Below are 12,063 nucleotides of genomic sequence, written 5' to 3'. Positions count from 1 at the left end.
TCGTGGCGCTATTGTCAGCGCTCGCGCAGCCATCGCGCCACCTGCGGCGCGAAATAGGTCAGCACGCCATCGGCACCGGCCCGCTTGAAGCCCAGCAGCGACTCCAGCACGCAGGCGCGCTCGTCCAGCCAGCCGTTGGCGAAGGCGGCCTTCATCATCGCGTACTCGCCACTCACCTGATAGGCGAAGGTCGGCACACCGAATTTCTCCTTCACCCGGCGCACCAGGTCCAGGTACGGCATGCCCGGCTTGACCATCACCATGTCGGCGCCTTCTTCCAGGTCCAACGCGATCTCGCGCAGGGCCTCGTCGCCGTTGGCCGGGTCCATCTGGTAGGTCTTCTTGTCGGCCTTGCCGAGGCTGGCCGCGCTGCCCACCGCATCACGGAACGGACCGTAGAACGCCGAGGCGTACTTGGCCGAGTAAGCCATGATGCGCACGTTGACGTGGTTGTCGGCATCCAGCGCACGGCGGATCGCGCCGATGCGGCCATCCATCATGTCCGACGGCGAAACGATGTCGACGCCGGCTTCGGCATGCGACACCGACTGCTTGACCAGCGCTTCGACAGTGATGTCGTTCAGTACATAGCCCTTGTCGTCGATGATGCCGTCCTGGCCGTGGGTGGTGTACGGGTCCAGCGCCACATCGGTCATCACCCCCAGTTCCGGGAAGCGCGACTTCAGCGCGCGGATCGCGCGTTGCGCCAGGCCGTCCTCGGCCCACGCCGCCGATGCATCCAGCGATTTCAGCGACGGGTCGATCACCGGGAACAGGTCGATTACCGGAATGCCCAGCTCCAGCGCCTCTTCGGCCACCTTCAGCAGTTCTTCGATCGACAGCCGCTCCACGCCCGGCATCGACGGCACTGCGGTGCGGCCGGCCAGTTCGTGCACGAACACCGGGTAGATCAGGTCATCGGTGGTCAGCGTGTTCTCGCGCATCAGGCGACGCGAGAACTCGTCGTGGCGCATGCGGCGCGGGCGGTAAAGCGGATGGGACATGGCAGGCTCCGAAGAGTGGCTATTGCAACAGGTAGCCCTGCGGCAGCAGGGGTTCGGGCAACGGGCGTTCGCCGAGCGCATCGAGCTGGTCGATCTCGATCGTGCGCACCAGCGCGTCCAGCGGCAGGTCGTTCGGCTCCAGGCCGAACGGGTCTTCCATTTCTTCGCCCAGCTGGTCCAGGCCGAAGAAGGCATAGGCCAGCACCGCCGACAGCACCGGCGTGCCCCAGCCCAGCGAACTGGCCAGGCCGAACGGCAGCAGCACGCAGAACATCCACGCGCAGCGGTGCAGCAGCAGGGTGTAGGCGAACGGCAGCGGCGTGGTGAGGATGCGCTCGCAGCCGGCCTGGATCGACGACATCGCGTGCAGGCGCTCTTCCAGCTGGGTGTAGAGGATGGGCTCGAGCTGGCCGGCGCGCAGCGCATGCGCCAGTTCGGCCGCGATCATCGCCAGCAGTGCATCGGGCACGTTCTCGCGCTGGCCCAGCTGTTCGCGCTGGCGCTTGTCCAGCCACGGCAGTGCTGCCAGGGCGACGATGCGACCACGCAGTCGCGCCGCCAGCGCATGGGCGAACGCGGTGGTGAGGTAGGCGACGCGACGACGACGGCCCGCGTCGTCGGCCAGCAGCAGGTTTACCTGGCGCGCCAGCGAACGCGATTCGTAGACCAGCTGGCCCCACAGCTTGCGTCCTTCCCACCAGCGGTCGTAGCAGGCGCTGTTGCGGAAGCTGAGGAAGATCGACAGCACCAGGCCAAGCAGGGTGAACGGGGTCACCGACACGCGTTCGATGCCGGTGGGGGGCGCCAGTTCGACCACCGCAGCCACGGCGATGGACAGGATCAGGATGGCCAGCACCTTCGGCGCGATCGCTTTGACGATCGAACCGCGCAGGATGTACAGAAGTTGCCAGCCGTGGGGACGGGGTCGGATGATCATGGGGCAGCCGCGCGGGGCGCGGATTCACAGGCACGCGGGGGGCTCGCGCAGCCATTCATTGTACGCCCCCGCCCGGCCATCGGCCGTGTGCCTGCGACGCCCTGTCGCACCCGGGACCGGGCTCAGACCACGCCGCCGCCCAGGCCAAGACGCAGGATGCCGACCACCACCACGATACCGTTCAGGACCAATCCGGCCCACGCCCGACCACGCTTGCTCGGGTGGGTGAACAGGATGCCCAGCGCGGCGATGACCGCACCGACCGCGGCGAACGGGATCAGGAACCAGTTGCCCCAGCCCAGCAGCGGAATCAACGCCAGGATCATCCACAACAGCGCCAATACGCCCCACAACAGACTGATCACACCCATGCCGCTCTCCCGCAGTTGGTTCCTGGCCCCACCATAATCGTTCCCGTTGCCGCCGCCTACTGCCATTGGCGGGGCTGTCACCCGACCCGTGCTAGCGTGCTGTCGTGCGTGCCCCGGCCCGGGTGTTGGCGCCGATTCAGAGTGGCCCGCCGATCATCGCAACCAGTCCTGCAGGGGAAGTGCCATGAACATCCGTTGGGCCGCGTTGGCGGCCACGCTGCTGGTCGCCGCCGGCTGTGCCAGCACCTCCAAGGTGATGCTGGGCCGCGCGCGCGCACCGATCGATCCGGCGCTGGTGCAGATCTATTCGACGCCACCGGCCGGCTCCCAGGAAATCGCCCAGCTGGAATCGTCTTCCGCCGTCGGCTTCGGCACCCAGGGCCAGACCGACGCCGCGGTGGCCCGCCTGAAGCGTGAAGCCGCAGCGCTGGGCGCCAACGGCGTGGTGCTGATGGGCGTGGGCAGCAGCGGGTCGCCGGTAGGCATGTCGGTGGGCGCGGGCACGTTCGGCTCGCACGTCGGTGGTGGCGTCGGCATCGGGATTCCGACCACGCAGAAGCGCGCCGCAGGCGTCGCGATCTGGGTGCCGAATCCGGCACCGCCGGCGCGGTTGCCGACACAGGTGATTACCCCGCAGCGGTGACGCAGCAGCGTCACCGGGGTAGTGCCGGCCGCTGGCCGGCACATCCCTGCAACAGCCAACACATCGCTCTGGTGGGTGCCAACCTTGGTTGGCACGAACCCACAGCGCCGACCAAGGTCGGCATCTACCAACACCGGTTGCCGGCCAGCGGCCGGCACTACCGGAGGGTGTTCAGCGCTTGTACTTCGGTACGAACACCTTGTTCACCGCGTCGGCCAACTGGTCCGGCGGCAGCAGGCCCTGGTCGAGCAGGAAGTTGTTGAACGCGAGGCGGTCGAACTTCGCACCCAGCGCCAGTTCCGTCTGCATGCGCAGTTCCAGGATGCGGGTGTAGCCGTAGAAGTAGCTACCGGCCTGGCCCGGCATCCGCACCATGTAGCGGTCCAGTTCCTGCGTGGCCATCGCCTTGGACAGGCCGACCTGCTCCATCAGCACGCGCTCGCCGTTGGCACGGTCGGTCAGGCCGAGGTTGAGCATCGGGTCGAGCATCGCGCGCGCGGCGCGCAGCAGGCGGAACTGCAGGGCGATCATCTGCCCGTCCAGCGGCTCGTACGGCACCATCTCGGCTTCGGCGTACAGCGCCCAGCCTTCCACGTTCACCGAATTGAACGCGAACATGGTGCGTGCCAGCGACACACCACGCTCGACCATCGCGGTGAACTGCAGCTCGTGGCCGGGGCGGCCTTCATGCGCGCTCAGCGTCCATGCTGCCGCACCGAAGTTGAAGTCGTCGTACTGCGCGCCCGGGCCCGCTGCCGGGTTGCCCAGCGGCAGCACGAAGGTGCCCTGCTGCCCGGTGTTGTTGACCAGCGGGGCCGGCAGGAAGTGCGGGGCCGGGCTGGCCGCGCTCTCGGCGGCCGAGCCAAGGCGCATCTGCATGGCGCGCTTGGGCACGTCCACGATGGCGTGCTCGCGGATCAGCGGATCGATCGCATCGATCACCTTGCGGTAGTGGCCTTCCAGATGATCGTCGGCGATCTTGTCGGCCTTCAGCGCGCGGATCACCGCCACCGGATCGCTCGGGTCGGCCACCTTCAGCCCCTTGTCCTTCACCACCAGCGGTGCCAGCTGCTGCATCGCCGAGCGGGTTTCCATGAACTCCAGCTGTGCGCGCTGCATCAGCAGCTTCGGGTCGATGTCGATGCCGACCTGCTTGAGCTGGTAGGCGTACAACGGCGCCGGCAGGCGTGCGTCGGCACGTGCCTTCGGCAGTACCTCCTTGCGGGTCCAGGCGGCGTAGTCCTTCATCTGCCCGGCCAGCGCCTTCATTGCTTCATCGGCGCCGGCAATCTGGTACTTCTTCAGCAGCGACTCGATACCGGTGATGTAGGTCTCGACGTTGTCCAGCGACTGCTGCACTTCAATCTTCGTCGGCTGCAACAGGCTGCTGTCCTTCAGCCGTTCCTCGTAGCGCTGGCGCGCCAGCGTGGTGAAGGCGGTGCCGCCCGGCTGCAGGCCGGCATAGGCCTTGAGGCGGTCGACCGCCTTGGCCCGGCGCTCGGCCGGCACCTGGTCGGACAGCAGCAGGTTGAGGCCGCTGAACACGGTCTGCGGCGCATCGCTCCACGGCAGCAGGTACTTCTCGTTGAGCTCGCTGCCTTCGATGTTCTGGCTGGCGGCGTGGATCATGATTTCCAAGTCCTGGCGGACATTGGGATCCTTCTCGACGGCCAGCTTTGCCTTCAGTTCGTCACGTGCCTTGGCCATGGCAGCGCGGTAGCGCTTGCCGTTGTCCGGGCCGAGATCGGCCACCTTGTCGTCGTAGCCGGGCACGCCGAAGAAGCCGGTTTCCTCCGGCTGGAACGGGCCCTGGGCGTCCAGCAGAATCTGCGCCAGCGCATTGCTGCGGGCGACCCAGGCCGGGCTGGCCGGGGTGGCGGCCTTGGCGGAGGGTGCCGCCAGCGCCGGTGGTGCGGACAGCAGCGGTGCGGCAGTCAGGGCCAGGGCAACGGCGAGCGCAATCGGCTTCATGGGACACTCCAGCAAAGGGTTGCCCGCACCCTACGCGCTCACGGCGATGGCGACAATCGGTGGGAAGTCATGGCGGGCTGGTTGTGCAGCCGGGCTCCGCGGAAACCTGGCGGGAGTAGAGTCGATTGTCAGTCGACCATCGCGCGCAGCGCGGGGTTTTTCGCTGTCTGATCGAAGAGCAGTCGACTGACAGTCGACTCTACCCCGGTCGACCATCGCGCGCAGCGCGGGGGTTTTCGCTGTCTGATCGAAGAGCAGTCGACTGACAGTCGACTCTACCCGGTCGACCCTACCCGGTCGACTCTACCCAGTCGACGTCCCGCAGTCGCCTGCGCCCGGAGGTCACAGCGCGGCGGTCAGCGGGCATTCGCCGCGATCACGGCAGGCCTTCAGCTCGCACTCCTGCGCGGCCTCGTCGTCATCCAGCGCCGTCAGGTCGAAGGTCTGCTTGTCCTCGCCCAACACGTACATCACCGGGTAGTCCCACACGTCATCGCGACGGGTACCCTGCACGAACAACCGCCCGTGCGCATGCGGTCCTTCCAGGGCTACGGTCAGGCCGACATCACGCTGGCCGTTGATCGCCGTCTGCATGCTGCCCAGCGGCATCGACTCGATGTTCAACGGCTCACCGAACGCTTCCACCAGTTCAATACTGCAGCCCGCCCGCCGCAGCGCCTCGCGCATCGGCGGGCTCTCGCGTGCCGCCTCGCTCCAGCGCAGCACGCTCCAGGTCACCACACCCCCTGCACCACCCAGCACCAGCACCACCATCAACGGCATCGCCCAGCGCCAGTGGCGGCACCACCAACCGGCGGATGCCGGGTCATGGGCGGGAATCGGCGGTGGCAGGGTCATCGGCGGGCTCCTTCCCGTTTCTGGATCAGGGCTTGAGGCAACGTCCCAGGAAGGCTTCGGCCACGCGGTAGCGATGCAGGGCATCGGCGCCGGACAGGCCATGCTTGGCACCCGGGTAGGTCATCAGCTCGAACGGCTGTGCACGCTTCTGCAACGCGCTCATCAGGCTGGTCGAATTGGTGAACAACACGTTGTCGTCAGCCATGCCGTGGATCAGCAGCAGCGGCGAGCGCAGGCCATCGATATGGGTCAGCACGCGCGCTTCGCGGTAACCCGCTTCATTGCGCGCCGGCAGGTCCATGTAGCGTTCGGTGTAATGGCTGTCGTACAGGCCCCAGTCGGTCACCGGCGCACCGGCCACGCCACAGGCGTACTGGTTCGAAGCCTTGGCCAGCAGCATCAGGGTCATGTAGCCGCCGTTGGACCAGCCCTGCACGCCGATGCGCGCCGGGTCCACCCATGGCTGCTGCTTCAGCCAGGCCACGCCGCGCAGCTGGTCGGTCACTTCCACCGTGCCCTGCTTGCCATACAGCGCACCACCGAAGTCGCGGCCACGGCGCGGGGTGCCACGGTTGTCCAGCGAGAACACCACGTAGCCCTGCTGGGCCAGGTACTGGTTGAACAGGTGGTCGCCACGGCCGGGCCAGCTGTCGGTGACGGTCTGGCTGGCCGGGCCACCATAGACGTACACCGCCACCGGGTAGCGCTTGGACGGATCGAAGCCGGCCGGCTTGATCAGGCTGTAGTTCAGCGGGGTCTTGCCGTCGGCAGCCATCAACGTGCCGAACTCCACCGGGCGCTGCGCATCGCGGTAGCGCGCATACGGATGCTTGGGATCGGCCAGGTCGTTCTCGAGCAGGGTGGCGATCTTCTCGCCATTGGCGCGGAACAGTTCGATCTGCGGCGGCGTGGTGCTGTTGGACCAGCTGTCTACGTAGACGCTGGCGTTGCGGGCGAAGCTGGCGCTGTGCATGCCCGGCGCCTTCGACAGGCGCTGCGGCTCACCGCCCTGCAGCGACACCGCGTAGATCTGGCTTTCGCGCGAGGTCTCGATGCCGGCGCGGAAGTAGGCCTTGCCAGCCTTTTCATCGACCGCCAGCAGCTCATCCACCGGCCAGTTGCCGTGGGTCAGCGCGGTGGCCTTGCCCTTGCTGTCGATGCGGTACAGGTGCTGGAAGCCGGTGCGTTCGGACGACCACAGCACGCTGCCGTCATCGAGGAAGCGCAGGCTGTTGTGCAGCGGCACCCAGGTCGGGCTGGTCTCGTGGGCGAGCACGCGCTGGCGGTTGGAATCGAGTGCCACTTCCACCAGGTCCAGCTGCTTCTGGTCACGCGACTGGCGCTGGAAGCTCAGGTGCTGCGCATCGCGCCAGTCCACGCGGGCCAGGTAGATGTCCTGTTCCTTGCCGAGGTCGACCCAGCGCGGCTGCGCATCGGCGGCCGGTGCGATCACGCCCAGCTGCACGCGCACGTTGGCATCGCCGGCGGCCGGGTAACGCTGCTCGATCACGTCGGTGCGGTCGGCATAGACCTCGTAGCGCTTCTGCACCGGTACCGGCGATTCGTCGATGCGGGCAAAGGCAATCGCCGAATCGTCCGGCGCCCACCAGTAACCGGTGTGGCGATCCATTTCCTCGTCGGCGACGAACTCGGCAACGCCGTTGCCGATGGTGGTGCTGCCGTCGCGGGTCAGCTGCAGCTGCCTGCCGCTGGCCAGGTCGATCACCCACAGGTTGCGGCCGCGGATGAAGCTGACGAAGCCGCCCTTGGGCGACAGCTTGGCGTCGGTGGCGAAGCCTTCACCATGGGTCAGCTGGCGCACCGCCGCCTGGCCCTGCTGCTTGAGGTCGTACAGGTACAGCTCGCCGCCCAGCGGGAACAGCAGGCGCTGCGCGTCCGGCGACCACTGGTAATCGACGATGCCGGTCATCGCGGCGATGCGCTGGCGCTCGCGGCGGGCCTTCTCCTCGTCGCTGAGGGTCTCGGTGCCGGGCAGCACCACCTTGGAATCAACCAGCAACCGGGTCTGGCCACTGTCGATGTCGTAGCTCCACAGGTCCAGCTGGTTGCGGTCGCTGTCCTTGCCGCGCAGGAAGCTGACCTGCGAACCGTCGGGCGCCACCTTCGGCTTCATCAGGGTTGGGCCGGACAACGGCAACGGGCCGGTGATGGCTTCCAGGGTCAGCTTTTCAGCGTGGGCGGCGGTACTGGTGGCGAGCATGAGGGCGAGCGAAGCGAACAGGTGGCGCATGGAGGATCCCGGCAAACGGCAGGTCCGCCCCCGCGATGGACGCGGAGCGGTCGTCCCCCATCCTAACCAAGCCTGTGCGGGAAGGCAGCATGACCTTCTGCCCATGGCCTGGTGCTGGGGTCAGAGCCCTTTGCGCTGCAAAGGGATCCGACCCCGAGGCGGTCAGCGCTGGCCGAACAGGTGCTTGCGCTCCTCGTCGCTGAGCGGCTTGCCGGCGTTGGGGTTCACCTGCTGGCGCAGGGCATAGGCCCGCTGGGTGGCCGGGCGTGCGGCAATGGCTTCATGCCAGCGCTTGAGGTTCGGGAACGCGGTGAAATCCACCGGCAGCGTGTCGTAGGCGCCGATCCACGGGTAGCTGGCCATGTCGGCGATGGTGTACTCGTCGCCGGCCAGGAAGGCGTGCTGGGCCAGGCGCTTGTCCATCACCCCGTGCAGGCGGCGCACTTCGTTGTCGTAGCGCTCGATGGCATACGGGATCTTTTCAGGCGCGTATACGTTGAAGTGGCCCATCTGGCCGCTCATCGGGCCCAGGCCGGCCATCTGCCAGAACAGCCACTCCAGGGTGGTGACGCGGCCGCGGGGGTCGCTGGGCAGGAAGCGGCCGGTCTTCTCGGCCAGGTACAGCAGGATCGCGCCGGACTCGAACACGCTCTGGGGAGCACCGCCATCGGCCGGGGCCTGGTCGACGATGGCCGGCATCTTGTTGTTCGGCGAGATCGCCAGGAATTCCGGCTTGAACTGGTCGCCCGAGCCGATGTTGACCGGGTGGATGCGGTATTCCAGGCCGGTTTCTTCCAGCAGCAGGGTCACTTTGTGGCCGTTCGGGGTGGGCCAGTAATACAGGTCGATCATGGCGGCGGCTCGGGGTGCGGAAAGGAACCTGAAGTCTAGTGCGTGAGTTGGGTTGGCACCGTCATGGCGGGCCGGTAACCTCGCCTCTCCCCCGCAACGCAGCATCCCTCGCATGAGTGCAAACCGCCCGCCGCTCTCCCCCTTGTCCACGCTGATCTTCGCCTCACGCTGGCTGCAGCTGCCGCTGTACCTGGGCCTGATCGTGGCGCAGTGCGTCTACGTGTTCCTGTTCGGCAAGGAACTGTGGCACCTGATCTCGCACTCGGTGTCGATGGGCGAGCAGCAGATCATGCTGATCGTGCTGGGCCTGATCGACGTGGTGATGATCTCCAACCTGCTGGTGATGGTGATCGTCGGCGGCTACGAGACCTTCGTCTCGCGCCTGCGCCTGGAAGGCCACCCGGACCAGCCGGAATGGTTGAGCCACGTCAATGCCAGCGTGCTGAAGGTGAAGCTGGCGATGGCGATCATCGGCATCTCCTCGATCCACCTGCTGAAGACCTTCATCGCCAGCGGTGCGCTGGGCGGCATCCCGCTGTGCACGCCGGAGCAGATGAGCGTGGCCGCTGCCAACATCGGTGTCGCCCGCTGCTCGATGCTGACCCAGGATGGCGTGCTGTGGCAGACCATCATCCACTGCGTGTTCATCCTGTCGGCGATCGGCATCGCCTGGACCGACAAGCTGATGTCCAACAGCCACAGCAGGTCGCACGACAAGGCACACGACCACTGAGGTCGCCGCCGCCAGCGGCTTGACCGCCGCTGCCCCATTCCGGCCACCGTCCCTTGTGCGCGGCGGTGGCCGGGATGCTAGATTGCACCCTCGCCGTTGCCGGCGGTGGCGTCGGGAAACGTCACCCTGCCGCGCCCGGACCGCAGGTCCCGGCCATGCGTATCAATGATTTACGTCACGTCGTCTTCTAGAGGGGAGCAGGATGTCGCACGTCTCAACGATCACCGCCGCGCGCCGGTGGCTGCCGGTTGCCCTGGCACTGGCACTGGCCGCCTGCTCGGGCAAGGAAGAATCCGCAGCGCCTGCTGCCGCCACGGCGCCTGCCGCTGCCGCACCCGCCGCACCGGCGGTTGCTGCCAAGGTGCAGTCCATGGGTACCGAGCAGCTGCGCGAGTCGGCCAGCCAGGCGCTGCGCGAGAACCGCATGTATGCACCGGCCGGCGACAACGCCATCGAGTACTACCTCGCCCTGCGTGACAAGACGCCGGACGACGCCTCGGTGAAGAGCGCACTGACCGACCTGCTGCCGTACACCCTGATCGCCGCCGAGCAACACCTGGGCCGCGAGGACTACACCGAAGCGCAGCGCCTGGTGGCACTGATCGAGAAGGTGGATGCATCCGCGCCGGCCCTGCCGCGCCTGAAGGACGGCCTGGCCAAGGGCGTGCAGAACGCCGCCAAGCGCACCGAAGCGGAAGCCGAGAAGGCCAAGAAGGACGCCGAGGACCGCAGCAAGCAGCAGACCGAGCAGCAGCGCCTGAGCGAGCAGCGCGCCAAGGAAGCCGACGCCGCCAAGCAGATTGCCGCGCAGCAGGATGCCGCGCGCCGCGACAACGAGCGCCAGGAAGCCGAGCGCCAGGCCGCCGCCCGCCGCGAGGCCGAGCAGAAGCAGCAGCAGGCTGCCGCCCAGCAGGCCAGCGCCGCACGCCAGGCCGCCGCACCGGCAGCGCCCACCCTGCGCCCGGTCAGCACACCGGCGCCGCGCTATCCGGGCGAAGCGCTGCGTTCGGGAACCTCCGGCGAAGTGCTGGTGGAGATCACCGTCGGCACTGACGGCTCGGTGGTGAACGCTCGCGTGCTGCGCGCGACGCCGGGACGCGTGTTCGACCGTGAAGCCCTGAACGCGGTCAAGCGTTGGCGCTTCGAGCCGGTCAGCGCGCCGGTGACCACCCGCCGTACGCTGGTGTTCGCGCCGGGCAACAACTGAACGAAAAAGGGGACGGAGGGGATTAAGTCGTTTCTGCCCCTGCAATGACGCCAAGGCCCGGCATGTCCGGGCCTTGTCCGTTTCAGGCCGCTCCATCGATCAGGTGTTGCAGTGCCGGATCGCGCGCCGTCAGCACCTGGAACAGGCCCAACGCGTGCAGGCCCGGCAGCAGCGCACGCAGGTCGGCTTCGGCAGTGGAACGGGTGGCAACATCGCTGGCGGGATCCTGCCAGTCACGGACGCTGGCCAGGAAGGCGCCGACACTGCCCTTGCGCACGGTGAGGCCGTTCACCTGCACGTCGTTCTGATGGTCGGGGAGGATGTCGTGTGGCTGCATGGGGAAGCGCTCCGTTGAAGTGGGCCCCAGTGTCGGGGCCCGGAGGCGACGTTTCTGCCGTATAACTGCCAATCGATATGGCAGATCAGACAACCGCCGCATTGCTCGACCCCGCGCTGGCCGATGCCACCGATGGACCGGTGGTGCTGGCGGCCCGGCTGCACCAGCTCGGCAAGCGTCGCACGGCCCGCCACCGGCATGCGCGTGGGCAGCTGCTGGGTGCGTACCAGGGGCTGCTGCGGATCGCCGCCGACGACCTGCACTGGCTGCTGCCCGCAGGTCACGTCGCCTGGATACCGCCGTTGCTGCCCCACGCGCTGCTGGGCGCAGACGGGTTCAATGGCTGGAGCCTGTACTTCAACGCGGAGGCCTGCCTGGGTCTGCCCGCCACACCACGCATCTTCCAGCCCAATGCGCTGCTGCAGGCGGCGACAGCACGTGCGCTGCAATGGCCCCATGCGCCACTGGATGCTGCGCAGGCACGCCTGGCCGGCGTGATCGCCGATGAGATTGCCGCCAGCACGCCGCTGCCGCTGGCCCTGCCACAACCGCGTGACCGGCGCCTGGGCCGGATCGCCGCCGCGCTGGCTCGCGCGCCGCACGACAACCGCAGCGTCGAGGACTGGGCCGCCAGCAGTGGCCTGTCCGGCCGCAGCCTGGCCCGCCACTGGCTGGCCGAGACCGGCATGACGCTGAGCCAGTGGCGGCAACGCCTGCGGGTGCTGCTGGCGCTGCCACGCCTGCTGTCCGGCGAGCCGGTGATCAGCGTCGCGCTGTCGATGGGGTACGACACGCCCAGCGCCTTCATCGCCGTGTTCAAGCGCGAGATGGGGGTGACGCCTGCGCGGTATGGAAAGGACTGACGCATTCGGCACTACCGCCGCCTTTCCGCACCTCCT

General features: G+C 67.7%; 12 protein-coding genes. 4 read left to right on the top strand and 8 right to left on the bottom strand.

Annotation, left to right across the window (positions count from 1 at the left end):
- Nucleotides 1-14: 14 nt before the first annotated feature.
- The 3 genes from hemB to AC5P6S_RS19515 all read right to left on the bottom strand — a co-directional run bounded on the left by hemB (nt 15) and on the right by AC5P6S_RS19515 (nt 2,312).
- Nucleotides 15-1,004 (bottom strand): porphobilinogen synthase, encoded by a 990-nt coding sequence (gene hemB, locus AC5P6S_RS19525; RefSeq protein WP_005414824.1) that lies wholly within the window; start codon nt 1,002-1,004, stop codon nt 15-17.
- Nucleotides 1,005-1,023: 19 nt separating this feature from the next.
- Complete coding sequence (locus tag AC5P6S_RS19520) at nt 1,024-1,941, bottom strand: bestrophin family protein (RefSeq protein WP_005411547.1); 918 nt, start codon at nt 1,939-1,941, stop codon at nt 1,024-1,026.
- A gap of 122 nt (nt 1,942-2,063) precedes the next feature.
- Nucleotides 2,064-2,312, bottom strand: coding sequence for a hypothetical protein (locus AC5P6S_RS19515; protein WP_005411548.1), 249 nt, complete (start codon nt 2,310-2,312; stop codon nt 2,064-2,066).
- 184 nt (nt 2,313-2,496) lie between these two features.
- Here AC5P6S_RS19515 and AC5P6S_RS19510 point away from each other — a divergent pair, with 184 nt between their 5' ends.
- On the top strand, nt 2,497-2,955 hold the full coding sequence (locus AC5P6S_RS19510) for a hypothetical protein (protein WP_005411549.1): 459 nt from the start codon (nt 2,497-2,499) through the stop codon (nt 2,953-2,955).
- A gap of 171 nt (nt 2,956-3,126) precedes the next feature.
- Here the strand turns inward: AC5P6S_RS19510 and AC5P6S_RS19505 are convergent, their stop codons facing one another.
- From AC5P6S_RS19505 to AC5P6S_RS19490, 4 genes are all read right to left on the bottom strand, one after another.
- Nucleotides 3,127-4,926 carry a DUF885 domain-containing protein gene (locus AC5P6S_RS19505; protein WP_005411550.1) on the bottom strand — a complete coding sequence of 600 codons (1,800 nt, stop codon included), beginning with the start codon at nt 4,924-4,926 and terminating at the stop codon, nt 3,127-3,129.
- A 342-nt stretch (nt 4,927-5,268) separates the two neighbouring features.
- Nucleotides 5,269-5,784 carry a cytochrome c oxidase assembly factor Coa1 family protein gene (locus AC5P6S_RS19500; protein WP_049403671.1) on the bottom strand — a complete coding sequence of 172 codons (516 nt, stop codon included), beginning with the start codon at nt 5,782-5,784 and terminating at the stop codon, nt 5,269-5,271.
- A gap of 25 nt (nt 5,785-5,809) precedes the next feature.
- Nucleotides 5,810-8,035 (bottom strand): S9 family peptidase, encoded by a 2,226-nt coding sequence (locus tag AC5P6S_RS19495; RefSeq protein WP_188246433.1) that lies wholly within the window; start codon nt 8,033-8,035, stop codon nt 5,810-5,812.
- Between the two features lie 162 nt (nt 8,036-8,197).
- A complete protein-coding gene (locus AC5P6S_RS19490; protein ID WP_099473829.1) occupies nt 8,198-8,887 on the bottom strand; it encodes a glutathione binding-like protein in 690 nt (229 codons plus the stop codon).
- 112 nt (nt 8,888-8,999) lie between these two features.
- Between AC5P6S_RS19490 and AC5P6S_RS19485 the strand changes: the two genes are divergently transcribed.
- Nucleotides 9,000-9,620, top strand: a complete 621-nt coding sequence (locus tag AC5P6S_RS19485; protein WP_012481561.1) for a TIGR00645 family protein — start codon at nt 9,000-9,002, stop codon at nt 9,618-9,620.
- Nucleotides 9,621-9,822: 202 nt separating this feature from the next.
- On the top strand, nt 9,823-10,827 hold the full coding sequence (locus AC5P6S_RS19480; RefSeq protein WP_005414830.1) for an energy transducer TonB: 1,005 nt from the start codon (nt 9,823-9,825) through the stop codon (nt 10,825-10,827).
- Between the two features lie 82 nt (nt 10,828-10,909).
- Here the strand turns inward: AC5P6S_RS19480 and AC5P6S_RS19475 are convergent, their stop codons facing one another.
- Nucleotides 10,910-11,164: a hypothetical protein gene (locus AC5P6S_RS19475; protein ID WP_005414831.1), complete on the bottom strand. Its 255-nt coding sequence runs from the start codon at nt 11,162-11,164 to the stop codon at nt 10,910-10,912.
- Between the two features lie 77 nt (nt 11,165-11,241).
- Here AC5P6S_RS19475 and AC5P6S_RS19470 point away from each other — a divergent pair, with 77 nt between their 5' ends.
- Nucleotides 11,242-12,027, top strand: coding sequence for a helix-turn-helix domain-containing protein (locus tag AC5P6S_RS19470; protein WP_099473832.1), 786 nt, complete (start codon nt 11,242-11,244; stop codon nt 12,025-12,027).
- Nucleotides 12,028-12,063: the final 36 nt, after the last annotated feature.

Source organism: Stenotrophomonas sp. YJH_SMC_119 (genome assembly GCF_059368315.1).
This window is presented reverse-complemented; position numbering and strand designations above follow the sequence as displayed.

Excerpts from the sequence above, each read along its gene's own strand:
- hemB (WP_005414824.1), bottom strand. The coding sequence starts at position 1,004 with ATGTCCCATCCGCTTTACCGCCCGCGCCGCATGCGCCACGACGAGTTC.
- AC5P6S_RS19470 (WP_099473832.1), top strand. The coding sequence starts at position 11,242 with ATGGCAGATCAGACAACCGCCGCATTGCTCGACCCCGCGCTGGCCGAT.
- AC5P6S_RS19505 (WP_005411550.1), bottom strand. The coding sequence starts at position 4,926 with ATGAAGCCGATTGCGCTCGCCGTTGCCCTGGCCCTGACTGCCGCACCG.
- AC5P6S_RS19515 (WP_005411548.1), bottom strand. The coding sequence starts at position 2,312 with ATGGGTGTGATCAGTCTGTTGTGGGGCGTATTGGCGCTGTTGTGGATG.
- AC5P6S_RS19485 (WP_012481561.1), top strand. The coding sequence starts at position 9,000 with ATGAGTGCAAACCGCCCGCCGCTCTCCCCCTTGTCCACGCTGATCTTC.
- AC5P6S_RS19510 (WP_005411549.1), top strand. The coding sequence starts at position 2,497 with ATGAACATCCGTTGGGCCGCGTTGGCGGCCACGCTGCTGGTCGCCGCC.
- AC5P6S_RS19475 (WP_005414831.1), bottom strand. The coding sequence starts at position 11,164 with ATGCAGCCACACGACATCCTCCCCGACCATCAGAACGACGTGCAGGTG.
- AC5P6S_RS19500 (WP_049403671.1), bottom strand. The coding sequence starts at position 5,784 with ATGACCCTGCCACCGCCGATTCCCGCCCATGACCCGGCATCCGCCGGT.
- AC5P6S_RS19520 (WP_005411547.1), bottom strand. The coding sequence starts at position 1,941 with ATGATCATCCGACCCCGTCCCCACGGCTGGCAACTTCTGTACATCCTG.
- AC5P6S_RS19490 (WP_099473829.1), bottom strand. The coding sequence starts at position 8,887 with ATGATCGACCTGTATTACTGGCCCACCCCGAACGGCCACAAAGTGACC.
- AC5P6S_RS19495 (WP_188246433.1), bottom strand. The coding sequence starts at position 8,035 with ATGCGCCACCTGTTCGCTTCGCTCGCCCTCATGCTCGCCACCAGTACC.
- AC5P6S_RS19480 (WP_005414830.1), top strand. The coding sequence starts at position 9,823 with ATGTCGCACGTCTCAACGATCACCGCCGCGCGCCGGTGGCTGCCGGTT.